We start from the raw sequence: 25,379 nt of genomic DNA on the forward strand, positions 1-25,379 counted from the left end.
TATCCACAGGCACCGCACAGCGCCTTATATCTCCCCCGCGTCCATCCGGTCGAAAGCCTCTATGAGCCGGTCATAAGCCTGCATCTTGCACAGGATCGCCGCCGTCATGGCTCGCGCCTCCAATGGAGTTTCCGCCGTTTGCCCTTCTGAGCATCGGACAAGCTCGCGGGCATAGTGAGCAAATTCTTCGTCCGTGCTGATGTCCGGCATCTCCAAGGCATGGTCGATCATGCGCGCCGTGCCAGCGCCATTGAAGTTGTAGATATTATCTGCCTCGGTCATTGTGCTGCCTCGCGTTCCTCCGGCCGGGTTGCCAGCCCTCCGGTGAAGTAGGGCACCAGCCGGTTAACCTGCTGAGCCTTCAGCTTGATCTGGCCGGGATCGGTCAGGAGAAGCCGGAACAGTTCCGGATCCTCGATTGCGTCGATCAACAACTGCTCGGCCTTGTCGTTCTGCAGGTTGCCGAGAAGCTGCTTCACGCGCCCGGACGCCATCTGCGCGGTCTGGATGGACCCTCCACCGCCTCCGCCGGCCTTTGCGCCCTGGCGAGCCGCCACAACGCGTGCGACGTATTCAATCAGGCGATTGGGGGAGCGGTTGGACACGGCGCCAATGTCCCGCGTCGGCTTCCGTGCCGTGTCGGCCTTCACCAGCTCCGTTGCCACCTGATCGAAGCGACGGAGTTCCTCCGGCTTGAACACCTGCGCCAGAGCCGCGCGGTTCTCAGGGACGCGCAGAAACTCCCGCATCTTCCGGCCGGAAAGCTCGTCACCGCCAGAACGCCGGATCACGTAATCAGCAAGAGAACCCCTAAGACCGTCAAGAGCCTGCCCAGACGTGTCCTTGCGCGCCGTGGCCGCAAGTCCCCGGGCCTCGACACTTGGCCTGCGCGCCTTGAATACCTGGTCAACGGCGTTCTCCGGTGCTGCGGTCTCGAATGCCGCTGTTGAGGATCGCGACGGGTTGTCCATGTCGCTCCGGGCGCGATTGCCACGGGCCTGCGCCGATGCTGCGCGACTCTGAGTACGCACGGCCTCGTCCAGAGTGTCGCGAAGGTAGGGCACCCGGTCCAGCGTCTCGCGATTGTCCCGCATGAAGTTGCGGGCGCCGGTCTCGCTGAACGCACCATCGGACTTGAACGCCGCCCGGTCGAACCGCGAGCGCAGATAGTCCTCGATGCCCTCTTGCGTGGCGTCGGTGTCGGCCGCCCGGGTGATTTCCTCCATGCCAAGCCGCCCGGACGTGCCGCCACGGCCCACGGATCGCTCCAAGGTCAGATCCGGGTTGATCTGCTCGTCGCCGTCGAGCGTCCGTTTCAGAAGGCGCCCCACGGTGCCACGGTCGAAAATCTCGTGCTTCGCAGCGCTATACGCACGGGCTTCGTTGATCGCCCGGCCAACCTCACCGCCACCGCCGCGCGCGCCCAGGTCATCGAGGATCGCATCCGCCACGTTGTTGGCAATCCGGGCCATGTTGCGGTTCTGGTCGTTGCCGGCCATCGCCGAGCGGGCCACGCGGCGTAGCTCGGAATAGAGCCCGTGCATTTCGCCAACCGTCTCGTTCTCGGCAAAGCCGCTGTTGCTGCCCTCTCCGAGAAGGTCACGCACAACACGCGGAATGTCGTTCTGCTGCGCTCTCGGCGTCGCCTGGATAAGCTCGTTTGCCACGCGGCGCGCATTGCCGGTCGAGACTTGCACGCCCCGGGGCACGGCGTCCCACAACTGCGCTTCCTCAGCGTCTGCGCGCTGCTCTGCCGTTCGGATCTGCTCGGATACACGCGCGCTGTTTTCAGCCTCACTCCGCTGCGCCACCGGCCGCACCGCGTCATTCGTTGCACGACGCACGAAACCGTCAATCCGGTCTCGGGCCTGCTGGCGACGGGTTGCGAAAAACGCTTGCGCCTCGGTCACGTCGCCGCCCATGTCGCGAAGGTTGCCCGCAGCCGCCTCGGTGGTGCCGTCCATGCGGGCGTTGAGCCGCTCCCGCAGTTCGGGCGATTGCCGCGCGGCCGTCTGCTCGAGCGCCAACAGGTTCGGATCCTGGGTGATCTGCGCCGGGGTCAGCCCGATTTCCGAACCGTTCGCAATCTCGCGCGCCAGTTCTTCGCCCCGGGCAGGACCGCCAGCGAGTTCCTGAACGCGTGTCCGGGCGACCTCTCGCGCTCCGCTCTCGGTGTAAGGAATGGCTGCGGACCGCACGGCCCGTCCAAGCTGGCGGGCTCCGATAGCGGATGGCGTCATGCGGGCAGCGTAGGGCACCGCAGCGGCGCCCATGCCCCCGGCAATGGCAGCCGACTGCGAAACCCATTCCGGCGCTCCTGCGGCCTCTGCGGCGCTCTCCGCAGTCTGTGCACTGCCACCGGCCACCATTTCCGTGAGAAGCCCGCCCGGCGTGTTCAGCGTCGCCGCTGCATCGTCCGCGATGTTGCCGATCAAACCGCCCGCACCGCTCATCACGCGCACTGTAGCGCCTGCAGGAATAGCCGCGCCGGCTGCCTGCCCGGTCCCACGTCCGAAGCTCTCCACAAGCGTCTGTGGCGCTCCCTGGGCGCGATTGGTGCCGATAGCGTCCATGCCCCGCTCAATAGCGGTCTGCGCCGATCCTGTGCCGCCTGAGAAGGGGTTGAGGCCATGCGGCCGGTCAAACGGGTTGATGAAGTCCACCAATCCGCCAACGCTCTCGGCGATGCCCTGGTTGACGTTCGGCATGAAGCCACGGTTTGCCGCGCTGCCTGCCTTGATCCGAAGCGATTGCGCGATTTCCTCGACGGTGCGCTCCTGCTCTTCCGGGCTGAGGCTCTTGAAGCTGTCGTCTACCTGGACGCGGCGGCCCTCGATGTTCAGCGTCGTCATTCCACCACACTCCAAGAAACGCCCGATTGGGTCTCGTTGCTCTCACCTCCTCCGAACCGGCCGAGGTAGCTGTCCACCTTCTGGATTGCGGCCTCCAGGCCCGTCTTGCGCGACAGAAGCTTTTGCCGCTCCGCCGGGCTCAATCGGCGTCCAAGCTGCTCGTTGGTTATGTTCAGTTCATTCTCGAAGTTGCGGCGAAGTGCCCCGAGCTTCGACTGCGCCGAACCTGCACCCTGGAAACCGCCGGCCTGCGGGGTCAGTTCGCGGATGTTCTGCAATAGCCAGGAGGGCGGTTGCCGTTCGTAGGCGCTCGCCACATCGTTGATGAGGCTTTCGGAAAGCACGTCGAAGTCCGATTGCGTCTCGCGCACGTCCTCGAAAGGCGCCCCAAGCCCGATGAAGTCCGACACCGCGTTTGCGCTGCCCTTCAACATGCCCTCGAACCCGAAGGCATCGGATGCGTCAGCTCCGGGACTGCCGGGGAACGAAAGTTGATTGCCGCCCCCAGGCTCTGCTCGGGGCTGTGTGTCCTGCGCCGGCGGAGCGGTGTCCTCAGGCATCCCCGGCCGGTAGCTCTCACGCGTCGCAAGGTCAGTCACGATCACGGTGTCATCCACCGGGTCGCGGCTCACGCGCAGCGTGCCGTCCACGATCCCGGTCGCCGTGCGCCGGTCTACATCGTAAGCGTCCATGATGCGCCGGATACTGGCCTCTGGCGCGCTCTCGTCGCCCTGGTCCGCTCGTGCAATCTGCGCGTCATACTGCTCTTGCGTGATGTAACCCGCGTCCAGATCCGCGCGGAGCTTGGCGGCGTCGGAATATGGCGTCGGGGTGCCAGAGCCACCGCCCTGAAAGTCCTCGAAGCTGCCAGTGTAGCCCTGGCTTCGCGCGTACTCGTAGTTCTGGATTGCAGACGTTCTGTTGTCCTTCGCCGGCGTCATTGCCAGCTTGATTGCCTCCCCGGCCTCTAGCGCCCCAGTCGAAACCGCAGCCGCGAGCTGCCGGCCATATTCGCCCTGAGCGTTGAGATACTGGATTGTCCGGTTGGCCTGCTTCCGGGCCTCACGCGCCCGGTCGCTTTCTCGGCGTGTCTTGCGACGGTCCTCCAACCCATCCGCAGCGGCCATCATCAGCCCCCGATTTGGGTTGAGCGTCATGCCTTCCAGCGCCAGCACGGCGCGGTCTCGACGGTCGGGGGTGAGCCAGTTGCCCAGAAGGCCGCCGGCCAGCGGTTTGTTCGTGTCCATGTCGGGGATCTCCAAAAGGGATGCTGGCGGTGTCGCCGCTGCCAGCGTGTCGCCGCTATCGTTGCCCACGCGGGACGGCCGGTTTTGAGAGGATGCGGGGGCCTGAGGCGTGCCGGCACCGCCGGAATATGCCGTTCGAAGCCAGCCTGGAGCGTTGGCGCCAGAGCCTCCCGCACCCCAAACCGCCTCACTACCGAAACCGATGTGCATCGAGCCCGGCCGCATGTAGCCTTCACCGGCTCCGAAGCCGGTAACGCCGCGCTGTCGAGCCTGCCTCACGATTTGCTCGAAAACTGGCCGGTCCGCTTCGTTGGCCCAATTCAGACGGCGACCGTCGCGATAGAAAAACACGTCCGCCGCGTTGCCGTGATCGTGCCGCGTCGAGCCCACACGCTGCCCGCCAGACCCGATGCCCGGCTGTCCGCCCGAGAACACGCGCATCTGCACGCCAAGCTCAGGAAGGAACGACAGCGCATCTACCAGGCGCGGTGAAAGCGGCTGATTGCGAGTTGCGCCCTGATTTTCATATACGAGCCACTCCGCAGGGGTCATGCCGCCCTCCGCTCGCCGATGCGACGGCCATGCTTAGCCACGTGATCCAGCACCTCGCCGAAGTCGCCAACGTGAAGGATCGTGGCCTCGGTGATCGCGGGCCATCTCTGGCCAATTGCCAAGACGTCGATGTCACCCGTGATGCCTCGCGCCCGCGCCAGCCGCTCAACAGCTGCCTTGCGCTGGCCTTCAGGCCACTGGTCGGGAGCCACACCCACAACCGTCACGGCACCGCGCGTCGTCTCCAGCCTGTCGATGCGTTGGGAAAGCCTGCTCATTTCTCCTGCCCCTCTTCCACGATCCGCTTTTCAATCCACTCGCCGGCTTCGTTTTGCCCGATGATGACGCGCTCGATCCTCGGGGGCTCGACGGTGTCCGGTGTCTTGCGCTCCAGATCCTCGACGCGTTTGCTCAACCTGTTCATGTCCTGCTCTCCAGTGCCGCCACGCGGCGTTCGAGTTCTTCGGTCTCAAGGGCCCGCCGGTAGGTCTCAACCAGCGCCATCACGCTTGCCGCTTCGCTTGGGGTCAGCTCGCCCTCGGACACAGCCTTCAGGACCGCTTGCGCCGCCTTGGTGGCGTCTTCGGCGGTCTTCATGTCGGGTAGGTCAAAGCTGACCGGGGCGTCCTTCTTGGCGGGAGCGATCCGCTCCAGGCAGAGGCGCATGGCTGTCGTGTCACCCTCCAGCGCCATCTCGACAGCCTTGCGGGTGATGCCCTCGGCTTCGCCCTCCAGCAGTTCCTCGACAGCTCTCGTGATCCGATGCCGTGCGCCGCGCGGGCGGCCCGGATTGCCGGGAGCGAACTTGCCGTCGGCGTTGCGCGTCGCCGTATTCGCTCCGTTGTTACGGTCGGCCGGCGCCCGGAGAAGCTGGCCTGACGGGATTCCGTCAACATATGTAAACATTAAACCTCCTCCCCTTCTTTCCCCGCTCCCCCCGAGGCCAAGCGAAGCCGGGAGACATTGCTCGCGTAAAACATTGCGGGGTGGAGCCTGCAGAGCCGGTAGCTTCTAGCGTGATGCCCTGCGCGATGCTTGCAGGCGGTTTCCAGAAGCCCGACACGCGCGAGCGCGGTTCTCGCTGCGTTGAAGCGCTCGCGAGACAAATCGATATGCCCGGCCGCTCTCATCGCTGCGTGGTTCAATGCGAAGGTCTTGCCGGGCGTATGACCGTGAACCGCTTGAAGCGTCACAAAGAGGGCGATTGCGTCCACCGAGTTCGGTAGAACCTGCAATGCATCGAGCGCTTGCCGGTTGATCCTGAATTCGCTGTTTCGCCCCATGAAGACGTTGCCTTCCAGCCGTTTCGACCATGCCCACTCGGCAATCTTGCGCAGCTCCCTGTCCGGCACCGTCGCCGGATCTTCGCATTCGTCATCACGGAGGAACTGCAGGTTGCCGAACAACTCGTCGGTGTCGTCCACGGACTCGACCATCTGGATGGCGGCGAGCGTGAGCGTGTAGTTGCGTCCACCGGTCTCGATACGTGAGCCGATTGGCTTTGACGGTATGCGCGAGCTAGCGCCCTTCGACGCAGCGCCGCCGGTCGATTGACGCAGCGCAGGCAGATCATCGAGACCGAGTGCTCCCTTGGCGGGTTCGTATCTCCCACCGTCTGGTCGTACCGAGCCGGGACCCGCCACGTAGCTTGTCGCACCGCGCTTGATATCGACTGGCAGTCCTTCCTTGCGCAGGTTTGGAAACGCACCACCCTCCGCCCTGTAGTAGAGATGGCGACCGCGTGGCGTTCTGACATGTACGGAAGACGCGCCAAAACGCGCCTCCATGGCTTCGACGAGCCCCGGGTCGTCGGTGTCGCAATCGATCACCGCCAGGCCGTCGAGACGGATCCCGAAGCAAGCCGATCCCGTTCGATGCATGGGTGCCAGAACCCGCTTTAAAGGAAGCCTGTCGGTCGCGCCGAACTTCACCAACGGGCTCTTGCCGTCGTCACCTGCGCCAAGCGGCAAGAGACTAAAGCCCGCGCTGTGAAGCCTCGCCATGGCATCCGCTGGCGGACCTGAGAAATGAAGCTTGCGGGCTTCCATCACCATGCCCTCCGCTTCTCGGACAAAGCATGCAGCGCCTTGTTGAGGCCGGCGCAGAACTCCGGAAGATGCCGCGGACGGATGAAGCACCCCTGCTTGGTCGGGTGCATCTTGCCGTCCTCACCCCGGAACCAGGTGCGAACGTCGATGCGCTGGCGACCCCGGAATTGCTCCAGGGTCACGCGCACCTCCTCGTCCTTGCCTTTCGAGATGATTGCGAGGGTCGTCACTGCTGCTGCCCTCCGCACTCGGGCGGCATGTTCCGCACTTCGGTGAGGACTTCGAGGAAGTCCGACAGAAGCTCCGCCTTGAACGCGATGCCCTGCTTGCCAGGCTTCATCTCGCCGCCCGCGTCGTAAAAGACGCGGACGTTGATCATATCGTGACCTTTGAAGTCATTCCGCATGATGCGGATCTCTTCGCGGTCATTCTTCCTGATCTTGGTGAACAAGGGCATCAGCCACGCCCTCCGAATGCGAGCCCGGCGATGACGCGGGCGGTCGGTTCGGGCAGGCCGTGGCGCTTGCGGAGGCGGTCAATCTGAAGGCGTCGGGTCATGCTGCCACCTGCTGGCTGGTAACGCGGTGGACCCGCGAAACAAGCGTATAGGTTCCGTATGCACCCGCTCCGGTGTTGGGATCACCGGCGTAATAATCCGTGTGGATCTCGACGCCGGTTTCGCGCTTCAGCACGTGCACGATGTCCGAAATCCGCACCGGGCTCGCGCAATACACCGGAGCATCGATCAACAGATCCATGATCTGGCGCTTGCGCTTGGACAGCAGGCACACGCGCACCGAGCCATCCGTGTTGCGGATCTCGTAAGCCACCGGGCGCCGGTCTTTCGGCAAGTCGGCGACACGCCAGATGCGGCGCGCGTTTTTCGGTGGAATTGCAGTTTCAGTCTTCATGGGTGGTCCTTTTGAGTTGAAGGACCGGGCCGCTTACGCTATCTTTCAGTTGTCACGCCGATAAGAAATGCGCCCCCAGCAGGCCCGGAAGGGTTTGCGGGGGTTTTTCTTATGCGGCTTCGCGATTAGCGGCGGCGGCGTCGATGACTGCCAGAATCTCGCTTCGCTTCCAGCGGCTCATGCCGCCAATCTTGAGCAGACGAGAGATTGTGCCATCCTGCACGCGACGCCAAAACGTGGAGACAGAGGCGCCCAACATAGCAGCGGCCTCACGGTCACGGATCAGCTGGTCGATTTGTTGCATTGCTCAGCCCTCGGCTTAATTGCGATGGGCTGACAATAATCGGTGATGTGGCGCGCACTCGAACGTGCGCGCGCCACTATTTTCTCAAAGCTTTCGCAACCGTTTTCGGATTTCGCCGAATTCCATGCCGTCGCTGCAGGGCGTTGGCAACCCAAGCAGCTTGCTTGTTGCCGGTCATCTCAGTTTCTTTCGCAATTTCAATGGCTAAAGCCTGCCATTGCGCTGCTTCCAGCTTGCGCTCCTTGTTGTGCTGATCACGCCCTTCGTTTCGGTACGCCAGAGACTTCTTGGCTTTCCAGCGGTCCAGCACGTCTTTCTCAAATTGCCACTTCATGTTTGCCTCTGCCCACATGATACCAGCGTGGAAGGCGAAATGAGCTGCGTTATCAGCATCGTTCTCTGAAATGCGGTCAAATGCATTCCACAGAGCCTCGCAGATTGTTCGTGCGAAGTCCTCTTTCGAATGAGGTGGTTCCGGGCCCGGCTCTGCGTCGGTCAGTATACCGGTGCAAGTCTCTTTGATTGGATTCACAACTGCGGCGAATGCACCGCCGTGCGTCGCCACCTGCTTCTGCCACTCGAGAAAAGCGGAATGCACTGCTTCGCGGCCTTCATCCGTTCCAATGTCGTATAGTATCACCGGTTTAGCCGTGATCCCGGTTCCAAACTCGCCTTTTGAACCGTTTTTGGTCATCGCCGCTCTCCGTCGCCAATGGCTTGACGGCCAAATTCGACAACTTTTCCGGCGCCTTTGCCTGTTACGTGGTCTGCCCACCGCTCCATCAAGACGTGCCGCTGCTCCAGGAAGTCCGTCCGCCGATATGCACGTTCAACCGCGCTGCCGGTCGTATGCGCCATCACGGTCTCCGCGACCTCGTGCGGTGCGTCGGTCGTCTCGGACAGCCAGGTGCGCAAGCTGCTACGAAAACCGTGCGGCCGCTCTGCCAATTCGCGGCGCTCCATAAGGCGGGACATGGTTGCGTCCGAGATGACGCCTTTCCGCGCGCTCGGGAAGAGGTACCCGTCTCGCGTATGCGGTTTTGCCAACTCGATGACGGCCAGAGCTTCAGTGGACAGCGGCACGCGGAAGTCGCCAGTCTTGCCCTCGCGGCCCTTCATCAGCTCCGCCGGTATCGTCCACACGCTGCCGTCTATCTGGTTGAGGCTCAGAAAACGGATTGGCTTTGACCTCGCGCCGGTCAGGATCAGCAGTCGAAGCGCCAAGTGCGTTACGGTCGGCTCGTGCAGGGTCTCGTAGAACGCAGGCACCTCGCGCCAGTCCATTGAAGCGATGTTCTGCGGCTTGTGCCGACTCTTGCCGAGAAGCGCTTTTGCTTTTTCGGTAGCCTGCAGATCCACGTCGAGCCCGAGCGCGGCGGCGTGTTTCATCACAATGCTCAGCCGGTTCATCGCTTTTCGGGCCGTGTCAGCCTTGCTGTGCCAGATGGGCGACAGCGCCGACTTGATGTCCTGCTGGCTGATCTCCTCTACAGGCACCCGACCGAGCTTCGGCAGGACGTGAAGCTCAAGCGGGGAGAACCAACGACCGGCTTTACCGTCCCCGCGCAGTTCCGCCTTGCGCGCCTCAAATGCATCGGTCGCCAGAGTGCGGAGCGTGTTGTCGGATCGGGCGGCCTTTCGTTTCAGACGGTCTCGCTCCTTGATCGGATCTTTCCCCTCGCGAGCAATCGCCCGCCAGCGCTCAGCTTCCAGCCGCGCTTCCTTGAGCGAGACGTCGGACAGCCGGCCGAGGCCCATCTCGCGGCGCCGGCCGTGGACGGTAACGCGCAGAAACCACTGTGCGCCGCCATCATCACGTTTGTGCAACCAAAGACCACCGCCATCGGCATGCTTTCCTGGCCTAGCGTTCTTTACTTCTGCAGCTGAGAGCCTGTGCAGCGCGCGCACGTTCCGCCCACCCTTCAATCCACCCCAACATATGCCACAGCATGACACGGATTGAGGCCGAACGAAAGGGGTACACGCCGCCGTATCAGGATGTTGCGAGAAGCGCGAGACTGGATGAGGCTACACGATATTGATGTTCAATGCCTCTCCTGGGCACCATAGCGACCCCGAGAGTCCAAGTATGCTTGGCTATCTGAGGTGGCTGGCGTTTTTCCAGAACTTCCCCGTGAGACGACCCACTTGATCGCCCGGAGCATATCCGAGCGGAGTATCACATGGTGCGCGAGGCTCCCGCGAGACCGGTCATACAGTCGCTGTACCAGCGCAACCCTGCATCCACATCGTCGCGGCGAGGGCGATCCACTGCGAGATGCGGCATGAGCTGCGAGGGAACGGTCGGAGGCGCGTCAGGCGCCGCATCGACTCGGGTGAAGTCCGCGCTCGGCGACATGGCTCCGACAGCCGGTGCCGCCAAGGTCACCGTAATCGACGATCCGCTTCGCGCATTGAAACACAGCGCGGGTCGCGCCTCACTGCACCGATGCACCGCGCCGGCGCATCCGCCGCGGTCCAGCCTCGGTTGAATGAAGATCCCTGACCAGGGCGGCCTTTTGCCAAGAGCGGACGTGCGCGATGCTCGATAGGTTTTTTCGAGAATTTCGGCAATAATAGAGGCTTTGTGGTCTCTCCATTTTAATCCGCCATTAGAAGGATCGCAGTACGTCTCCGGCAATGAAATTCGTGTAGTGGAGTTCGGAGACGTGTCTGACGATCAAGCTTTGACCGGCCTTGTCATTGGAGAGGCGGGATCCCTCAAGCGCGCGCTTCAGAGCCAAACTCATGAATTTCCCGATCCGTTGCCGGTCGACACGGCGGGCGTTCAGCTCGTTGCCGCTGCATTCCGCTCTGGCGTCGATGTTCCCGAAGAAATCTTGAGTGCGCCCGGGGTTCAGCGCCTGTGGCGCGCCCTCGCGTTCGACGAGGTCATTCCGCTGCCCGATCGGTCGTGACGCAAAAAGGATCCGGAACATGATGCGCCCAATTTTGGTGGTGGATGACTCGCCTTCTGTTCGAAACATGATTGCAAGCACGCTCAAAACCGCCGGCTACGCGGTGGAGACCGCGCAGGATGGGCAGGAGGCGCTCGAGGCGACGCGCCGAACCTCCTTTCGAGCCGTGATCACGGATCAGAACATGCCGCGCCTGGACGGCGTTTCCTTTTGCGAGGCCTTTCGCTCACGTCCGGAGAACCGCGGCATACCCGTGGTGTTTCTGTCCACCGAAAGCGAGGACAGCATCAAGCAGCGCGCCCGCGCCGCAGGGGCCATCGGCTGGATGACCAAGCCATTCGACCAGGCCCAACTGCTCAGCGTCGTCGGAAAGGTGGTCGGCGCATGATGGACGACGAGTCGCTCAAGATGTTCCGCGCCGAGGCCGACAGTCTCGTCGAGGCGCTCGAAGAAAAGCTGCTTGCGCTGCAAGAGGCGCCCGCGAACCGTGACCTGATCGACGGCGTCTTCCGTGACCTGCACACGCTGAAGGGTACAGGTTCCATGTTCGGGCGCGAGGATATCGCCAGCTTCCTGCATGATTTCGAGACCGCGTTCGAAAGTGTGCGGTCCGGCGAAACGGCGATCGACCCCGGTCTCGTGAAGATCAGCCTTGCGGCCAGTGATCACGTCGCATCGCTGCTCGTCGGTGGCGACATTGCCGAAGGCCGCGCCATCCTCGAGCGCCTCTCCGGACACCTTCAACAAGCTGCAGATTCAAGGACTTCGCCCTGGACCGTCCGGTTCTATCTGCCGCCGGACACTCTCTTGCTCGGAGGGCGACCGGACCTCGTGCTGAACGAACTACGGGACATGGGGGCCACGAATATCCGTCCCTTGTTCGACAACCTCCCGGATTTCGCCACGCTGGACCCTGCTCAACTTTATGTCGGCTGGGAAATGTCGATCGACGCGTCCGTCGCCGAGGACGATATCCGCGGCGCTTTCCTCTTTCATGAGGACGGGCTCGTTCTGGACATCTCGAGAGACGAAACCGAGCCGGTCACTGCGCCGCCGGAGGCCGGCGCCGCGGGAACGCCCCGGCCCGCACAGGCCGCGCGTCCCGATCTCAAGACATCCGCAAAACCGGGGGGCCTGATGCGTGTGCCCTCCGAACGCTTGGACGACATGATGGACCGCGTGGGCGAACTTGTCATCGCCGAGGCCCGGCTGGTGGAACTGGCCTCCCGCTCGGGCGAGCCGAACCTCGTTTCTGTGGCAGAGGATATCCAGCGCCTGACCACCGCAATGCGCGACACAACAATGTCGATCCGCATGACCCAGATTGGCTCGATCACTGGCCGGTTCCGGCGGCTGATCCATGACCTGACCGCCAAGACCGGCAAATCGATCCGGTTCAAGACCTCGGGCGAGGAAACCGAACTCGACAAGACCGTCGTCGAACGCCTGACCGAACCCCTGATGCACATTATTCGCAACGCGGTCGATCATGGCCTCGAAATGCCCGCACAACGCAAGGCGATGGGCAAACCCGAGGCCGGAACAGTCACTCTGACGGCCCGGCACGCCGGTGCCGAAGTGCTGATCTCTCTGACCGATGACGGTCGCGGCCTCGACCGCCAGGCCATTCGGAACCGCGCACTCGAACGTGGCTTGGTGCAGGACATCGCCGACCTGCCGGACCACGCGATCCCCGGCCTGATCTTCGCCCCGGGCTTTTCCACCGCCGACGAGGTAACGGAGCTTTCCGGCCGCGGTGTCGGAATGGACGTCGTGCGCGAAACCATCGACGCGCTGCGCGGTTCTATCGAGGTCGAGAGCGAGCCCGGCCACGGCACATCGATCACACTCCGCCTGCCCCTGACGCTGGCGATCATCGATGGACTGTTGATCGAGGTTTCCGGCGAACGGTTCGTCATCCCGCTCGCGGCGGTCGACGAGATCGTCGAGCTTCCCGACGCTCTCTGCCGCGACGAAACCGGCAACGCTTTTCTCGATATTCGCGACAGCCTCGTACCGTTCCTGCGCCTGCGCCAACTGCTGGACAGTGATGGTCCCCCGGATCGGCATCAGAAAGTCGTCATCGCCACAAGCAGCGAGAGCCGGGTCGGCCTCGTCGTCGATCGCATCATCGGCTCGAACCAGACCGTCATCAAGCAACTGTCTCCGCTTCACGCCGCGCTCAAGATGTTCTCGGGCGCCACGATCCTCGGCGATGGCAACGTCGCCCTCATTCTCGATGTGCCGCAGCTCGTCGCTCGTGGCCGGATCGAAGCTGACACCGGCAAGGACGCGGCATGACATCACGCCAAGAAAAGAACGGCATATCCAATACCGATGTCGTGACCTTCCAGGTCAGCGGTGAGGTCCTCGCTGTACCCGCCGCTCAGTTGCGAGAGGTGCTCGAACCCGCAAGCATAACCCGCGTTCCGGGTGCCGATGAATTCGTGGGTAGCATCCTGAATGTGCGCGGATCGGTCGTGCCTCTCGCGGATCTGCGCGTGCCTTTGCGCATGCCTCGGACGCACGAACAGAAAGACCGCCGCATCCTCGTGCTCGAACTGCCGCTCGAAGAGGGTGAAATCGTCGTCGGCATCATCGCCGACAGCGTTCACGACGTCACGCGGATCGAAGCTGACGAGTTGGAGGATATCCCCCCAGTCGGAACACGCTGGCCACCCCGCTACGTCGCGGCCGTGGGGCTGTCCAACGGCGACTTCGTGACGATCCCCAACCTCGCTACGATTTTCCATGGGTTCCTGTTGGCCCAGAACGGTCGGCCGAACATGCACGCCGCGCCCGGCGCGGTCCCAGCCACCGAACCGGAGCAAGCCCAATGCGTTTCACGTTTAAGTTGAAACTTGCCGCGACCTTCATCGTCCTTATCGCCCTTGCCGCGATCGGCATGATTTCCAGCCTCAATTCCCTCGGGCGGATGAGCGCCAATCTCACCGAGATCACGAAAGTCGAGGCCGAGAAGGTCCGCCTGGCCGAGCATTTCACCGCCGGGCAGCTGAGGATCCAGCGTGACGTGCGCGAACTCGTACTCGCCGACAGCCCCGCGCTGAAGGCCGAGGTCCGATCGCGCATGAATGATGCCCGCTCGCGCGCCGAGCAGACATTTGCCGACCTCAATGCGCTGTCGACCGAGGAAGGGCGCGCGCTGCTGACTGCCGGGCAGGCGGCCTGGCAGGATCTGATCGAGATCAACGAACGCGCGCTCTCGCTCGCGGACAGCGGAAATACCACAGGCGCGTTTCGGCTGCTCAGCGGACAGGGCCAGGACTTGTGGGAAACGATGGAGGAAAACCTCGATGCGATCATCGCGCTCAACCGCGAAGGCCTGGCGGCGGCGGATGCCCGGTCGAATGCGAATTACGCCAGTTCGCGCCTGCTCGCGATCGTGCTGACGGTCGCGATGGTCGCCATCGGCGCGGTGGCCGCGCTCTGGATCATCATGACGATCTCACGCGGCCTGCAGCGCGGCATCGCGCTGGCCCAGAAGGTCGCATCGGGCGATCTGACGGAAACCGCTACGTTGCGTGGCAATGACGAGGTGACCGACCTCATCCGAACCCTGAACGGCATGGTCGAGAAACTGCGCGGAACCGTCGGCGAGGTGTCGATCGGATCGACGAACGTGGCCTCCGGTGCCGGGGAAATGGCCTCGACCTCCGAACAGCTTAGCCAGGGCGCCACCGAGCAGGCCTCGTCGACCGAAGAAGCATCGAGCTCGATGGAGCAGATGACCGCCAACATCAAGCAGACAGCGGAAAACGCCAGCACGACGGAGAGCATGGCCCTCAAATCGGCGGCCGATGCGCGCGAAAGCGGCCGTGCTGTCGCCGAAGCCGTGGACGCGATGAAGACGATCGCCGAACGCATCCTCGTCGTGCAGGAAATCGCCCGCCAGACCGATCTGCTGGCCCTCAACGCAGCCGTCGAGGCCGCCCGCGCGGGAGAGCATGGGCGCGGGTTCGCCGTGGTCGCCTCGGAAGTACGCAAGCTGGCCGAGCGCAGCCAGACCGCGGCGGGCGAGATCAGCGGTCTGTCTTCGGACACGGTCAAGGCCGCTGAGGAAGCGGGTCAGATGCTCGAAGGGCTCGTCCCCGACATCGAGAAAACCGCCGAACTGGTCAGCCAGATCAGCGGTGCCAGCCAGGAACTCGCCACGGGCGCCAATCAGGTCAACTCCGCGATCCAGCAGCTCGACAAGGTCACCCAGGAAAACACCTCGGCCGCCGAACAGATGTCGTCGACCGCGGAAGAACTCTCGGCTCAGGCCGAAACGCTGCGCGGGGCGATGTCCTTTTTCCGCTTGGCTGCGGGCGGGGTAGCAAGCCCCGTGAATACCTCGGCGCGTGTGGCTGCGCCGAACGTGCGTGCGGCCAAACAGACCGCCGGGTTCAATTTCGACATGTCCGTGGACGAGGACGAGCTCGACGCGCAATTCGTCCGCAAGACCGGTGCCGCGGCCTGAGCGGCCCCGCGCCGCGGGATCTGAAGGGGTTACGCATGCAAGCCGAAGAGACCGTCGTGACATTCGAGATTGGCAAGGCACGCTTCGCTCTGCCCGTGAGCCCCGTCGTTGAGATCCTCGATGCCCGCAATATCTCGCCGTTGCCGCGCACACCGAAGCATCTTCTCGGTCTGATCGACCGGCGCGGCTGCTCCGTGCCGGTGGTCGATCTGCGTCGCCTGCTGGGCCAGGCGGATGCAGAGGACACCGACCGCACGCGGATCATTGTCCTCCGGATAGACCGGCCCGAACAGCAGCGGCAGAATGTCGGATTGCGTGTCGACCACGTCACCGAGGTCACCCAACTGGACGATGCCGGAAGCGCCCCGCTGACCGAGGCCGAACTGCTGCGCTGGCATGAAAGAATGGTTGCCGGGATCGGGCGTCGTGGCGACGCCTTCGTGACCGTGCTCGATGTCGAGGGTCTATTCGCCGGCGAATTCGCGCATTTCGCGGCTGCTGGTCAGACTTGCTGACATGAACAAACCGCTCACGTCCTCCGGCAAACTGCATCTCGAGCAGTTCCGCAAGCTCGTGCACAACGCCACCGGGATCAAGCTGCCCGTGTCGAAAGACCTGATGATCGAGTCGCGCCTGCGGCGGCGCCTCGTGACCCTCAACATGCCCGACCTCGACACTTATCTGGGCAACCTGTTCAGCGCACCGGATGCACTGAAGGCGGAACTGCCCGAGATCATCGATCTCATGACGACGAACAAGACAGATTTCTTCCGAGAGCAGGCGCACTATCGCATTGTTGCGGAACGCCTTGTCCCGGAGGCCCTTAACCGCGCCGCGCCTGGTCAGTCCGTGCGTTACAAGGTCTGGAGTGCCGCCTCCTCTACCGGGGCCGAGGCGTGGTCGGCCGCCATGGTGCTTGCCGAATACGCCCGCAAGGACCCACGACTCGACTGGGCCATCATGGGCACGGACATCTCGCGGCGCGTGATCGATACGGCCAGAAAGGCGATCTATTGCTCGTCCGAGCTTGCCCCGGTTCCCCGACAGATGCGTGATGCCTACCTGATGTCCGGTCGCGAGAGCGTCTCCGAGCGGGCCCGGATCGTGCCCGAGTTGCGCGCCCGCGTGCGGTTCGCCGAGCTCAATCTCATGGACGACCACTACGATATCGACCGCGGGCTCGATCTCATCTTCCTTCGCAACGTTCTGATCTATTTCGAACCCGAGGTCCAGGCGCGCGTCATCAGACGCATTTCCACCCATTTGCGCAGGCACGGCTATCTCATTGTCGGCCATTCGGAGTCGATGATGGTCCGGCAACCAGGCCTTCTTCAGGTGGCCCCTGGCGTCTTCCGAAACGACGGAGGCGACTGATGCGCAGAATAGATGTCATCATTGTCGACGACAGCGCGGCGGCGCGACGGGCGCTCTCATCACTGCTGTCCGACGATCCCGGCATCAACGTGCGCGCGACGGCTGCCGATCCGTTCGAGGCTGCCGAACTCCTCCGCAGGGGGGTTCCAGATGTCATCATCCTCGATCTGGAATTGCCGCGCATGAGCGGGCTGACCTTCCTGTCCAAGATCATGAAACAGCATCCGATACCCGTACTGATCTGCTCCAGCCACACCGACGCCAATTCCAAGGCGGCCATGCGCGCGCTGGAACTCGGGGCCTGCGATGTGATCGGCAAACCTCGAATGGGAACGGCGGCCTTGCGCCACGAGGCGCAGATCCGCTTGACCGACGCCGTGCGCGCCGCCGCGCAGACCGGGCGGGTAGCCACGCCAAGCCGCACTGAAAAACCGGGCCACCCGCCAGGACCCGCGCTGTTGAAGCCAGATGCGAAACTGACGGCTGACGCGATCTTGCCCGGCCCGCGCGCGAACGCGCCGTATCCTCGCAACCTGCCGGCCTTGGTCGCGATCGGCGCCTCCACGGGAGGCACCGAAGCACTGTCGTCCCTGCTTCCAGAATTGCCCGCATCGACGCCGCCGATCCTGATCGTCCTGCACATGCCGGAAAAGTTCACCGCAGCCTTCGCGAAACGGCTGAACGGGCTCTGCAGGGTCGAAGTCCGCGAGGCCGTGCACGGCGAGCGCGTCCTGCCCGGCACCGTGCTGATCGCACCGGGGGACCAGCATCTGCTGGTGAAACGGCAAGGACAGGGGTACCGGGTCGAGCTCGTGAGCGGCCCTTACGTCTGCCGTCACCGCCCGTCGGTCGATGTCCTCTTTCGCTCGACGGCAATCTCCGCTGGCTATGCTGCCCTCGGCGTCCTCCTCACCGGCATGGGAGACGACGGCGCGCGGGGCCTGCTGGAAATGCGAAACGCCGGCGCCGACACCATCGCCCAGGATGAAGCCACCTCGGTGGTTTGGGGCATGCCCGGAGAGGCCGCGAACCTGGGCGCCGCTAGACGGATAAGGCCGCTAAGTTCCATGGCGGCGGAAATCGCCGCGCATCGCCCTGCAGAGGCGTTGCCATGAACGATATCGAACGCGCATGTGCTTCGTTGCAAAGAACCGTCGCCGACATCACCGGTTCGATTGAGGAGGTCTTCGAAACCACATCGATGTCGGTGTTCGATCAACTGTCCGAGATACAAGCCATTGCTCAAGCCATAACGCAGATCCGGGAAGTGGCGGCGCCGGACGGGCTGGAAGAGCTGTGCACTGCGGTCAGCGACGCGGTCAGCTACCTGGATCGCATCGGGGCGCAATACGATTTTCTCGAAAAGGTCGCAGACAAATTGAAGGAGCAAGCCAAGGAGATTGGCGAGTCCCTGAACGCGCAGGATAGAAACATGCGTCTGGCTTCGATGATCGCCATGAACGCACAGGTCATCAGCAAGAGCGTCAAGGGCGCGGACGTATCACTGGCGAGCTTCGCGGAACAGGTGAGACCAATCGTGGATCGCGCCGACGCGGCCGCTAGAGCGGTCGAGAACGGGTTGCACCAGGCAGACGCCCAGCTTTCAGGCGTTCGGACCCAGATCGACGAGTTGTGCGCCACGGTCCGCGCGCTTACCGCCTGCCGGCACGAGGTTCAGAAATTGGTCACTGCCTTTTCCGATCGCTCCGGGATAGAGACCGCCCTGGACTCCGTTCTCGAAACCAGCAGGCATCTTCGCAACGATCTCAACGCCGTCGTCGGCCACCTGCAATGCGGCGACGCCTCGCGTCAGCGTCTCGAGCACATAAACGTCATGCTCGACACGGCAATTTCGTCCGACAGGACCACACAGGCAGTGATTTTCAAGATCGCATCTGCACAGTTCGCCGCAACGACGAGCGAGCTTCGATCTGCCGTCGGGGATGCCTTGCCCAAGCTGACAAGCATTTCATCGCTGATCGACCGCGCCCATGACAGCGTTTCCGCGCTTGCAGATGCCAAGCTGGTCGCCAGTCTCGAGGTCGCCGCTGAGAATATACGCTTCATTGCGAACGGTGTCGGTCAGGTAGCCGAACAAAAAGATCATCTGGCGCCGCAAATGGAGAGACTCACAGCGCTTTACAGAACCGGTGCGTCGTCGACCGAACAAATGTCGAGTCTGAACGAAGCCATGCTGCATCTGGGCATCAATGCGACCTTGGTATCCAGCAAGCTGGGTAGCGAAGGCCGGGCGATGGTCGAGGTGTCTCAGCAACTTCACCACTGCACACTCGAAGTCAGTCAATCCAACATGCAGGTCGTGCATTCCGCGAAACTGCAAGAGCTCAACGCCATACTTTTCGCCGCCATTGCCGGTGTCGATGATCACACCGATGCGGCAGAAATGGTCGACACATTGGCAAATGCGCATCGGACCATTGGCAATGGCATCTCGAGCCTGGAAAGATGCGTCTCAAAAGACTCGAAGAAGAGCTTTCGTGCGGCCTACGACCGGCTTTCCCGATTCTCCCGCAAACGCGCTCTGTCAGTCGAATGTCCCTCGTATCCAGTTGAAACGCTTGCGCCAGCCGATGATCTGGCGGCGAAAATCGACGGCATACGTGAATCTTATACAATGCAGAGCGAGCGCGAAGTACACGACGCAATCGTCAGGCAAGTATGCTTGGAAAGGCCCGATCTCGAAACTGGATCGCCGCATGAGGTGCGCCAAAGCAGAGATGAACAGATCTTTGCACGGCGACGGATGACCCACCCGGAGCCTGCGCTCCAGAGAGGCGTAGGGCCTCGTCCATGACCCGGCCCAAACATGGCCGGGCCTCAGTCGTTCCAGCGCCGGGCGCGCGCCGTCACGCGGTCGTTTCGCGCTGCACGAGGTCGGCGTAGAGCGATTGCAGGCGGGTCATGATCGGCCTGTCGCCAGAACCGATCGCGCGGCCGTCGATCTCGGCCACCGGGGTCAGGCCGCCGAAGCTTCCGGTGAGGAAGGCCTCGTCGGCGCCGTAGGTCTCGACCAGCGCGTAGTTCCGCTCGAGGACCGGGATTCCGGCGTCGCGGCACAGATCGATCACCTTGGCGCGTGTCACGCCGTTCATGCAGTAATCCCCCGTCGACGTCCAAACCGCGCCTCGGCGGACGATGAAGAAGTTGCACGCGTTCGTGGTGTTCACGAAGCCATGCGGGTCGAGCATCAGCGCCTCGTCGGCGCCCGCCTGCTCGGCCTGCAGGCACGCGATGATGCAGTTGAGCTTGGAATGGCTGTTCAGCTTCGGATCCTGGCTCGTCGGTAGGCCCCGCACCTGCGGCACCGTGGCGAGCCGGATCCCGGCGGCCTGCAGCGCCTCGGCCGGGCGCGAATGCTCGAGGATGATGACGAGCGTCGGGCCCGTCCGCGACAGCTTGGGATGCTGGAATGGCTTCGACTTGACCCCGCGGGTCAGCATCAACCTGCAATGCACGTCGGTCGTCATTCCATTCGCCTCGGCCGTGCGGGTGAGCGCTTCGAGCAGATCGTGGCGATCCATGCCGGGATCGAGTTCGATCGCCCGGCAGCCTTCGAAGAATCGGTCCATGTGATCGTCGAAGAACGCCCAGCGCCCGTGATGCAGGCGCATGCCCTCCCAGATGCCGTCCCCGAGCATGAAGCCCGAATCATAGACCGACACCTTCGCGTCGTCGCGGTGCACGATCTCGCCGTTCACATAGATCCGGATGTCGCGGTTGCGCGGATCCTCCGAGGCGTCATGCGTCGATGGACGGTCTCCGGGGTCTGTCATGTCGTGTCCTTCATCGTGGGTTCCCAGATGCTTGCGCCGCCCATGCCGGAACGCAAGACACGCCGGGGAGCGCCGGTTCCGCCGCGCATACGCCGAATATTCCGCCGCGCAACCATTTGTTAAGTCTATCGCTGCAGCGTGAGCGCGATCGTCGGGGTGGCGTGTCGCGCTGAACGGGTCCGACCCCGAGGCTGCGGCCGCCCTGCGAGAACGCGACATCACGTCAACCGCGAGGGACCGGGCCGTGACAGCACAAGCCGCGATTTCGTTCGAAACGGCTCAGGCCGCCAGCGCTGGCCACGACCCGGCCCCGGCGATCCGGGCCGGCCTTCGGCGATCGGCGCGGGGCGCCTATGCGCGATACGGCAAGCGCGCCGCGGACATCGCGCTCGCGCTCCTGCTCCTGCCGATCGTCCTGCCGATCATCGGCGCGCTCTGGGTGATGACGCGGGCGGATGGCGGCCCTGGATTCTTCGGGCATCGCCGCATCGGGCGGCGGGGCCGCACCTTTCGCTGCTGGAAGATCCGCACGATGGTCGTGGACGCCGAGGCCCGGTTGTCCGCGCATCTTGCCGCAAACCCGGCGGCAGCGCTGGAATGGGCACGCGACTTCAAGCTCGAGCGCGACCCGCGCGTCACACGCCTCGGGGCCGTGCTGCGCGCCACCAGTCTCGACGAACTGCCGCAGATCTGGAACGTGCTGCGGGGCGAGATGAGCTTTGTCGGGCCACGACCCGTGGTGCGTGCGGAACTCTGCCGGTACGGCCGCAACCGGACGGCCTACCTCGCGCTCAAACCCGGAATCACAGGGCTATGGCAAGTGTCGGGCCGCAACGACGTGAGCTACGAGTCGCGCGTTCGGATGGATGTCGACTACCTGTCCCGCATCTCCCTCGGCACGGATCTGCGACTCGTGGCCCGCACGATCGGCGCCGTCCTCGGCCGAACCGGGCGCTGATCGCGCCACGCGACCGCCCCTCCGGCGATCCTTCGGCAGGACTGGCCCGCAGCGCGGATGCGCGGGCGGCCGCCGGTGGCGCCGGCCGCCTCCACAACAGTTGCGGGTCCGTCAGAATCACCGTAGCTTAAAACCACTAAGCGGAATTATGTTCTGCATAGTGAAATTGGGAGGAGATCATGAAACGTATTCTGCTCGGGGCCGCAGCGGCCCTCGCGCTCACCACCGCCGCCCCGGCGCAGTCGCTCTTCGTCGGCGAAGCCGGCCCGAACCGCGGCGCACGCGCCGAGGCGCTGCAATGGTTCGTAGACACGGCCGAAGAGCTCTCGGGTGGCGATTTGAGCCTCGACATCCAGTGGGGTGGCGCGCTGTTCAAGGCGAACGCGGCCCTCTCGGGCATCGCCGACGGCGTCGCCGACCTCGGCACGATCATCGCGGTCTACTTCCCGCAGGAGATGGTCGCCTACAACATCGCCGACCTGCCCTTGCGCAACCCCGATGCGTGGGTCGGCATGAAAGCGACCGACGAGCTGATCCGGAACTCCGAGGCGATCCGGGAGAACTTCGCACAGCAGAACCTCGTGTACCTGGGGACGTTCACCACGTCCGCCGTGCATATCGGCTGCTCGGGCGCGACAATCCGCACCACTGACGACATCGCCGGGCTGAAGGTCCGCGGCGTCGGCGCCTACGGCGACACGTTCCGCGAATTCGGTGCCAACATGGTGCCGATGTCGATCTACGACGCCTACCAGGGCCTCGACACCGGCCTGATCGACTGCTCTCAGGGCTACAGCTACGCGATGGCGGCGCTGAAACAGCAAGAGGTCATCGACAGCTACACACTGATGAACTGGGGCCAGGTCGGCGCGCTCGGCGTGTTCATGAACAAGGACGTCTATGACGGCCTCGACGCAAGCGTTCAGGACGCGCTGCAACAGGCCGGCGAAGGCATGGCGGACGAGCTTGGACGACTCATCACCGCCGACAACGAGGCCGCGATCGAGACCATGCGCGAGGCCGGCGTCGAGGTCGTCGAGCTTCCCGAAGAGGAGCGCGCCAAGCTCGTCGAGACCTCCGAACAGTTCATCGACGAATGGAAGGAGCGCGCCGCCGCGGCTGGGCTCGACGGTGACGCGCTGCTCGAGGAGTATCGCGGGCTCATCGACAAGTATACGCAGATCCGCGACGAACAGGGCTATCCCTGGGAGAACAGCTGATCCGCATCCGGCCCGCCGAGGGATGACGGCGGGCCGGCCCTTTTCCTTCGAATGAACGGATGCGCGATGCTTCATCGCCTCGAAAAGCTGTTGCTCGATCTCGCGGCGGTCGCGGTGATCGGCCTGGGTCTCCTGATTACCGCGCAGGTGGGTCTGCGGACCTTCGCCAACAGCAGCATTCCCGACGCCATCGTCATGGTGCGCGAGCTGATGGTCGCGGCGATCGTGCTGCCGGCCGCCGCGGTGACGGCGAACCGCGCTCACATCGCGGTCGAGGTCGTGTCGAACAGGCTTCCGAGCCGCGCGCAGGACGCCCTTTTGATCTTCGGCACGATCGTCGGGCTGCTCGGGCTCCTGCCTTTGATCTACGCGGGCTGGCGCGAGGCCTACGGGGCGATCGCCGAGGGCGGTTATTTCTTCGGCGACCTGAACCTGCCGCGCTGGCCCGGGCGGGTGATCTTCCTGTTCGGGATCACGCTGTGCTGGGTGCGGCTGGCGCTGATGCTGGCCACCGACCTGGGCCACTGGCGGCGGGGCGAGCCGATCCCTGCGGCCGAGCCCGTTCACCGCGTCGAGGAGGTCTGAGATGGATCCCGCCGTCATCGGCTACGGCGCCTTCGCCGCCGTCATCGTGCTTCTGGCGCTGCGCGTGCCCATCGCCTTCGCGCTGGCCGGCGTGGCCAGCCTCGGGACGCTGCTCATCTTCGCCACGCGCACCGGCGACCTGATGCTCGAGCGGGCGATCCGGCCGACCACGAGCCTCGTCTTCTCCAACTCGTTCGACCTGATCCACAGCTACGACCTGTCGATGATCCCGCTCTTCGTTGCGCTCGGGCACATCGCCTACCGGGCCGAGATCACGACGCGCATCTACCACGCCGCGCGGGTCTGGCTGGCGCCGGTGCCCGGCGGCGTCGCGATGGCGTCGGTTGTGGGCTGCGGAGGCTTTTCCGCGATCACCGGCTCATCCATCGCCTGTGCCTCGACCATGGGCCGGATCTGCGCGCCCGAAATGCTGCGCATGGGGTACGACAAGCGGCTGGCGACCGCCTCGGTCGCAGCGGGCGGCACGCTCGGGTCGCTGATCCCGCCGTCGGTCCTCTTCATCATCTACGGCATCTTCACCGAGACCTCGATCTCGGCGCTCTTTCTCGCCGGCATCCTGCCCGGGATCCTGTCGCTCGCCGGGTTCCTGCTCGTGATCTTCGTCTGGGTCTCGCGCGATCCCGCCGCGGCGCCGCGCTACACCGACGCGATCAGCTTCGCGGAAAAGCGCGAGGCCGCGCTCGGCGCATGGCCGGCGGTGCTGCTCTTCGTGATCATCGTCGGCGGCATCTATGGCGGGATCTTCACCGCGACCGAGGCCGCCGCCATCTGCGTGAGCGCGGCCGTCCTGATCGGCTTCCTTCAGCGGCGGCTGAGCCTGCGCGGGCTCTGGGCCGCGGTGCGCGAAACCTGCCTGCAGACGACCGCGATCTTTCTCATTGCCGCGGCGGCCAAGATCTTCGTGGCGTTCATCGCGCTCACCGGCGTCGCGGGCGACATCGTCGGCGCGGTGCAGGCGGCGGAGCTGTCCCCGGTGCTCCTGCTGACGGCCATTGCCCTCATCTACCTCGTGCTGGGGATGTTCCTCGATCCGATCGGGATCATGGTGCTGACGCTGCCGCTGATGGTGCCGCTGGTCGAGACCTACGGCTTCGATCTGATCTGGTTCGGCGTCGTGGTCATCAAGCTTCTCGAGATCGGCCTCATCACCCCGCCGGTCGGGCTCAACGTCTTCGTCATCGCAGGCGTCGTGGGCCGGGAGGTCGGGATCGACCGGATCTTCTCGGGCATCCTGCGCTTTCTTTCGGTGGACGTGATCGTCCTGATCCTGATCATGGCGTTCCCGATCCTGTCGCTGCTCATTCCGGGGTCGATGTGATGACCGACGCGCCCGAAACCGATCGCCGCTTTGCCACCACGCTCGCGCGCGGGCTCGCCGTGCTGCGCGCGTTCCGGCCCTCGGACGACGGGCTGGGCAACGCGGAGATCGCGGCCCGGACCGGCCTGCCGAAATCCACGGTCTCGCGGCTGACCTTCACGCTGCAATCGCTGGGCTACCTTTCGCACACGCGGCGCGGCGACCGCTATCGGCCCGGGCCCGCGCTGATGGCGCTCGGCAACGTCGCGGCGTCGTCGCTGTCGTTCATGGAACTGGCCGGCGGCCCGATGCAGCGGCTCGCCGACGAAACCGGCACTCTGTCCCTGATCCTCGTGCGCGACGGCGCGAAGCTTCTGATCGTGAAGACGTGGCGCCCGCGCGACGTCGCCTCCCTCTGGCTCGAGGTGGGGCACCGTCTGCCGCTCGGCGGCACGTCATCGGGGCACGCAATGCTCGCCGCGCTGCCCGACGACGCCTTCGACGAGGTCGTCGCCGCCGACGAGCGGCTCGCAGAGGGCCGCGGCGCGGAGATCCGCAAGACAGCCTACGCGCAGCTGGTGACGGGCGGATTCGTCGTCGCGCCGCCCGAGGCGTACTACACTCCGAACATCGCGGCGGTGTCCAAGCCGTTTCACGCCCACGACCTGAACGAGCCCGTGGTCTTTTCCTGCGGCGCGATGCCGAAGGACCTGAGCCAGGAGCGGATCCGCACCGAGGTCGGACCGAAGCTCGCTCACACGGTGCAGGGGCTGGAACGGATGCTGGGCCAGAGCTCGGCCATCGCCATGCGCGGATGA

28 protein-coding genes are annotated in these 25,379 nt (G+C 64.2%); 14 read left to right on the forward strand and 14 right to left on the reverse strand.

From position 1 onward, the window contains the following. Nucleotides 1-24: 24 nt before the first annotated feature. From ROJ8625_RS04560 to ROJ8625_RS04610, 13 genes are all read right to left on the reverse strand, one after another. Nucleotides 25-282: a hypothetical protein gene (locus ROJ8625_RS04560; protein ID WP_085790632.1), complete on the reverse strand. Its 258-nt coding sequence runs from the start codon at nt 280-282 to the stop codon at nt 25-27. Continuing rightward, a complete protein-coding gene (locus ROJ8625_RS04565) occupies nt 279-2,852 on the reverse strand; it encodes a hypothetical protein (RefSeq protein WP_085790633.1) in 2,574 nt (857 codons plus the stop codon). Before ROJ8625_RS04565 ends, ROJ8625_RS04560 begins: the two co-directional genes overlap by 4 nt. Beyond that, on the reverse strand, nt 2,849-4,651 hold the full coding sequence (locus ROJ8625_RS04570) for a hypothetical protein (RefSeq protein ID WP_143535040.1): 1,803 nt from the start codon (nt 4,649-4,651) through the stop codon (nt 2,849-2,851). The genes ROJ8625_RS04565 and ROJ8625_RS04570 overlap by 4 nt, the downstream gene beginning before the upstream one ends. Continuing rightward, a complete protein-coding gene (locus ROJ8625_RS04575) occupies nt 4,648-4,929 on the reverse strand; it encodes a hypothetical protein (protein WP_085790635.1) in 282 nt (93 codons plus the stop codon). The genes ROJ8625_RS04570 and ROJ8625_RS04575 overlap by 4 nt, the downstream gene beginning before the upstream one ends. Then, nucleotides 4,926-5,075 (reverse strand): hypothetical protein, encoded by a 150-nt coding sequence (locus tag ROJ8625_RS20935; RefSeq protein ID WP_159456720.1) that lies wholly within the window; start codon nt 5,073-5,075, stop codon nt 4,926-4,928. The genes ROJ8625_RS04575 and ROJ8625_RS20935 overlap by 4 nt, the downstream gene beginning before the upstream one ends. Next, complete coding sequence (locus tag ROJ8625_RS04580) at nt 5,072-5,557, reverse strand: DUF5681 domain-containing protein (RefSeq protein ID WP_085790636.1); 486 nt, start codon at nt 5,555-5,557, stop codon at nt 5,072-5,074. Before ROJ8625_RS04580 ends, ROJ8625_RS20935 begins: the two co-directional genes overlap by 4 nt. Continuing rightward, complete coding sequence (locus ROJ8625_RS04585) at nt 5,557-6,699, reverse strand: bifunctional DNA primase/polymerase (RefSeq protein WP_159456721.1); 1,143 nt, start codon at nt 6,697-6,699, stop codon at nt 5,557-5,559. Before ROJ8625_RS04585 ends, ROJ8625_RS04580 begins: the two co-directional genes overlap by 1 nt. Continuing rightward, nucleotides 6,699-6,929: a transcriptional coactivator p15/PC4 family protein gene (locus tag ROJ8625_RS04590; protein WP_159456722.1), complete on the reverse strand. Its 231-nt coding sequence runs from the start codon at nt 6,927-6,929 to the stop codon at nt 6,699-6,701. The genes ROJ8625_RS04585 and ROJ8625_RS04590 overlap by 1 nt, the downstream gene beginning before the upstream one ends. Further along, a complete protein-coding gene (locus ROJ8625_RS04595; protein ID WP_085790639.1) occupies nt 6,926-7,156 on the reverse strand; it encodes a transcriptional coactivator p15/PC4 family protein in 231 nt (76 codons plus the stop codon). The genes ROJ8625_RS04590 and ROJ8625_RS04595 overlap by 4 nt, the downstream gene beginning before the upstream one ends. A 97-nt stretch (nt 7,157-7,253) precedes the next feature. Beyond that, the gene (locus tag ROJ8625_RS04600; RefSeq protein ID WP_085790640.1) at nt 7,254-7,610 is read right to left on the reverse strand and encodes a hypothetical protein; all 357 of its coding nucleotides are present in this window, start codon (nt 7,608-7,610) and stop codon (nt 7,254-7,256) included. A 109-nt stretch (nt 7,611-7,719) separates the two neighbouring features. After that, nucleotides 7,720-7,914 (reverse strand): helix-turn-helix transcriptional regulator, encoded by a 195-nt coding sequence (locus ROJ8625_RS04605; RefSeq protein ID WP_085790641.1) that lies wholly within the window; start codon nt 7,912-7,914, stop codon nt 7,720-7,722. A 76-nt stretch (nt 7,915-7,990) separates the two neighbouring features. After that, complete coding sequence (locus ROJ8625_RS20590) at nt 7,991-8,608, reverse strand: hypothetical protein (protein ID WP_143535041.1); 618 nt, start codon at nt 8,606-8,608, stop codon at nt 7,991-7,993. Then, entirely contained in the window at nt 8,605-9,822 is a 1,218-nt protein-coding gene (locus ROJ8625_RS04610) for a tyrosine-type recombinase/integrase (RefSeq protein ID WP_085790642.1), read from the reverse strand. Before ROJ8625_RS04610 ends, ROJ8625_RS20590 begins: the two co-directional genes overlap by 4 nt. A 761-nt stretch (nt 9,823-10,583) precedes the next feature. Here ROJ8625_RS04610 and ROJ8625_RS20595 point away from each other — a divergent pair. From ROJ8625_RS20595 to ROJ8625_RS04655, 9 genes are read left to right on the forward strand one after another with little or no spacing between them, the layout of a single operon-like run. Then, nucleotides 10,584-10,832 carry a hypothetical protein gene (locus ROJ8625_RS20595; RefSeq protein WP_143535042.1) on the forward strand — a complete coding sequence of 83 codons (249 nt, stop codon included), beginning with the start codon at nt 10,584-10,586 and terminating at the stop codon, nt 10,830-10,832. A gap of 19 nt (nt 10,833-10,851) precedes the next feature. After that, the gene (locus tag ROJ8625_RS04620; RefSeq protein WP_085790644.1) at nt 10,852-11,220 is read left to right on the forward strand and encodes a response regulator; all 369 of its coding nucleotides are present in this window, start codon (nt 10,852-10,854) and stop codon (nt 11,218-11,220) included. A 20-nt stretch (nt 11,221-11,240) separates the two neighbouring features. Then, nucleotides 11,241-13,133, forward strand: a complete 1,893-nt coding sequence (locus tag ROJ8625_RS04625) for a chemotaxis protein CheA (RefSeq protein ID WP_306372283.1) — start codon at nt 11,241-11,243, stop codon at nt 13,131-13,133. Then, a complete protein-coding gene (locus tag ROJ8625_RS04630; RefSeq protein WP_085790796.1) occupies nt 13,130-13,690 on the forward strand; it encodes a chemotaxis protein CheW in 561 nt (186 codons plus the stop codon). Before ROJ8625_RS04625 ends, ROJ8625_RS04630 begins: the two co-directional genes overlap by 4 nt. Further along, the gene (locus ROJ8625_RS04635) at nt 13,669-15,312 is read left to right on the forward strand and encodes a methyl-accepting chemotaxis protein (RefSeq protein ID WP_085790646.1); all 1,644 of its coding nucleotides are present in this window, start codon (nt 13,669-13,671) and stop codon (nt 15,310-15,312) included. Before ROJ8625_RS04630 ends, ROJ8625_RS04635 begins: the two co-directional genes overlap by 22 nt. Nucleotides 15,313-15,347: 35 nt before the next feature. Beyond that, on the forward strand, nt 15,348-15,827 hold the full coding sequence (locus ROJ8625_RS04640) for a chemotaxis protein CheW (RefSeq protein ID WP_085790647.1): 480 nt from the start codon (nt 15,348-15,350) through the stop codon (nt 15,825-15,827). After that, complete coding sequence (locus ROJ8625_RS04645; protein WP_306372284.1) at nt 15,766-16,686, forward strand: CheR family methyltransferase; 921 nt, start codon at nt 15,766-15,768, stop codon at nt 16,684-16,686. Before ROJ8625_RS04640 ends, ROJ8625_RS04645 begins: the two co-directional genes overlap by 62 nt. Next, on the forward strand, nt 16,686-17,801 hold the full coding sequence (locus ROJ8625_RS04650; RefSeq protein WP_200813274.1) for a protein-glutamate methylesterase/protein-glutamine glutaminase: 1,116 nt from the start codon (nt 16,686-16,688) through the stop codon (nt 17,799-17,801). The genes ROJ8625_RS04645 and ROJ8625_RS04650 overlap by 1 nt, the downstream gene beginning before the upstream one ends. Beyond that, entirely contained in the window at nt 17,798-19,501 is a 1,704-nt protein-coding gene (locus tag ROJ8625_RS04655; RefSeq protein ID WP_085790650.1) for a hypothetical protein, read from the forward strand. The genes ROJ8625_RS04650 and ROJ8625_RS04655 overlap by 4 nt, the downstream gene beginning before the upstream one ends. Nucleotides 19,502-19,553: 52 nt before the next feature. On the opposite strand, the gene ROJ8625_RS04660 is transcribed toward ROJ8625_RS04655, so the two are convergent. After that, a complete protein-coding gene (locus ROJ8625_RS04660) occupies nt 19,554-20,480 on the reverse strand; it encodes an aminotransferase class IV (RefSeq protein WP_085790651.1) in 927 nt (308 codons plus the stop codon). A 316-nt stretch (nt 20,481-20,796) separates the two neighbouring features. Between ROJ8625_RS04660 and ROJ8625_RS04665 the strand changes: the two genes are divergently transcribed. From ROJ8625_RS04665 to ROJ8625_RS04685, 5 genes are all read left to right on the forward strand, one after another. Beyond that, nucleotides 20,797-21,438: a sugar transferase gene (locus ROJ8625_RS04665; RefSeq protein ID WP_085790797.1), complete on the forward strand. Its 642-nt coding sequence runs from the start codon at nt 20,797-20,799 to the stop codon at nt 21,436-21,438. A gap of 179 nt (nt 21,439-21,617) precedes the next feature. After that, entirely contained in the window at nt 21,618-22,658 is a 1,041-nt protein-coding gene (locus ROJ8625_RS04670; RefSeq protein WP_085790652.1) for a C4-dicarboxylate TRAP transporter substrate-binding protein, read from the forward strand. Between the two features lie 66 nt (nt 22,659-22,724). Then, the gene (locus tag ROJ8625_RS04675) at nt 22,725-23,243 is read left to right on the forward strand and encodes a TRAP transporter small permease (RefSeq protein ID WP_085790653.1); all 519 of its coding nucleotides are present in this window, start codon (nt 22,725-22,727) and stop codon (nt 23,241-23,243) included. A 1-nt stretch (nt 23,244) separates the two neighbouring features. Then, complete coding sequence (locus ROJ8625_RS04680) at nt 23,245-24,582, forward strand: TRAP transporter large permease (protein WP_085790654.1); 1,338 nt, start codon at nt 23,245-23,247, stop codon at nt 24,580-24,582. Beyond that, nucleotides 24,582-25,379: an IclR family transcriptional regulator gene (locus ROJ8625_RS04685; protein WP_085790655.1), complete on the forward strand. Its 798-nt coding sequence runs from the start codon at nt 24,582-24,584 to the stop codon at nt 25,377-25,379. Before ROJ8625_RS04680 ends, ROJ8625_RS04685 begins: the two co-directional genes overlap by 1 nt.

It is taken from the genome of Roseivivax jejudonensis (assembly GCF_900172265.1).
Taxonomy (GTDB): domain Bacteria; phylum Pseudomonadota; class Alphaproteobacteria; order Rhodobacterales; family Rhodobacteraceae; genus Roseivivax; species Roseivivax jejudonensis.

Coding starts and splice junctions, on each gene's coding strand:
- ROJ8625_RS04685 (WP_085790655.1), top strand. CDS start 24,582: ATGACCGACGCGCCCGAAACCGATCGCCGCTTTGCCACCACGCTCGCG.
- ROJ8625_RS20935 (WP_159456720.1), bottom strand. CDS start 5,075: ATGAACAGGTTGAGCAAACGCGTCGAGGATCTGGAGCGCAAGACACCG.
- ROJ8625_RS04645 (WP_306372284.1), top strand. CDS start 15,766: ATGTCGAGGGTCTATTCGCCGGCGAATTCGCGCATTTCGCGGCTGCTG.
- ROJ8625_RS04655 (WP_085790650.1), top strand. CDS start 17,798: ATGAACGATATCGAACGCGCATGTGCTTCGTTGCAAAGAACCGTCGCC.
- ROJ8625_RS04570 (WP_143535040.1), bottom strand. CDS start 4,651: ATGACCCCTGCGGAGTGGCTCGTATATGAAAATCAGGGCGCAACTCGC.
- ROJ8625_RS04565 (WP_085790633.1), bottom strand. CDS start 2,852: ATGACGACGCTGAACATCGAGGGCCGCCGCGTCCAGGTAGACGACAGC.
- ROJ8625_RS04660 (WP_085790651.1), bottom strand. CDS start 20,480: ATGACAGACCCCGGAGACCGTCCATCGACGCATGACGCCTCGGAGGAT.
- ROJ8625_RS04635 (WP_085790646.1), top strand. CDS start 13,669: ATGCGTTTCACGTTTAAGTTGAAACTTGCCGCGACCTTCATCGTCCTT.
- ROJ8625_RS04600 (WP_085790640.1), bottom strand. CDS start 7,610: ATGAAGACTGAAACTGCAATTCCACCGAAAAACGCGCGCCGCATCTGG.
- ROJ8625_RS04680 (WP_085790654.1), top strand. CDS start 23,245: ATGGATCCCGCCGTCATCGGCTACGGCGCCTTCGCCGCCGTCATCGTG.
- ROJ8625_RS04625 (WP_306372283.1), top strand. CDS start 11,241: ATGTTCCGCGCCGAGGCCGACAGTCTCGTCGAGGCGCTCGAAGAAAAG.
- ROJ8625_RS04630 (WP_085790796.1), top strand. CDS start 13,130: ATGACATCACGCCAAGAAAAGAACGGCATATCCAATACCGATGTCGTG.
- ROJ8625_RS04670 (WP_085790652.1), top strand. CDS start 21,618: ATGAAACGTATTCTGCTCGGGGCCGCAGCGGCCCTCGCGCTCACCACC.
- ROJ8625_RS04585 (WP_159456721.1), bottom strand. CDS start 6,699: ATGGAAGCCCGCAAGCTTCATTTCTCAGGTCCGCCAGCGGATGCCATG.
- ROJ8625_RS04650 (WP_200813274.1), top strand. CDS start 16,686: ATGCGCAGAATAGATGTCATCATTGTCGACGACAGCGCGGCGGCGCGA.
- ROJ8625_RS04580 (WP_085790636.1), bottom strand. CDS start 5,557: ATGTTTACATATGTTGACGGAATCCCGTCAGGCCAGCTTCTCCGGGCG.
- ROJ8625_RS04620 (WP_085790644.1), top strand. CDS start 10,852: ATGATGCGCCCAATTTTGGTGGTGGATGACTCGCCTTCTGTTCGAAAC.
- ROJ8625_RS04560 (WP_085790632.1), bottom strand. CDS start 282: ATGACCGAGGCAGATAATATCTACAACTTCAATGGCGCTGGCACGGCG.
- ROJ8625_RS04640 (WP_085790647.1), top strand. CDS start 15,348: ATGCAAGCCGAAGAGACCGTCGTGACATTCGAGATTGGCAAGGCACGC.
- ROJ8625_RS04605 (WP_085790641.1), bottom strand. CDS start 7,914: ATGCAACAAATCGACCAGCTGATCCGTGACCGTGAGGCCGCTGCTATG.
- ROJ8625_RS04595 (WP_085790639.1), bottom strand. CDS start 7,156: ATGCCCTTGTTCACCAAGATCAGGAAGAATGACCGCGAAGAGATCCGC.
- ROJ8625_RS04675 (WP_085790653.1), top strand. CDS start 22,725: ATGCTTCATCGCCTCGAAAAGCTGTTGCTCGATCTCGCGGCGGTCGCG.
- ROJ8625_RS04575 (WP_085790635.1), bottom strand. CDS start 4,929: ATGAGCAGGCTTTCCCAACGCATCGACAGGCTGGAGACGACGCGCGGT.
- ROJ8625_RS20590 (WP_143535041.1), bottom strand. CDS start 8,608: ATGACCAAAAACGGTTCAAAAGGCGAGTTTGGAACCGGGATCACGGCT.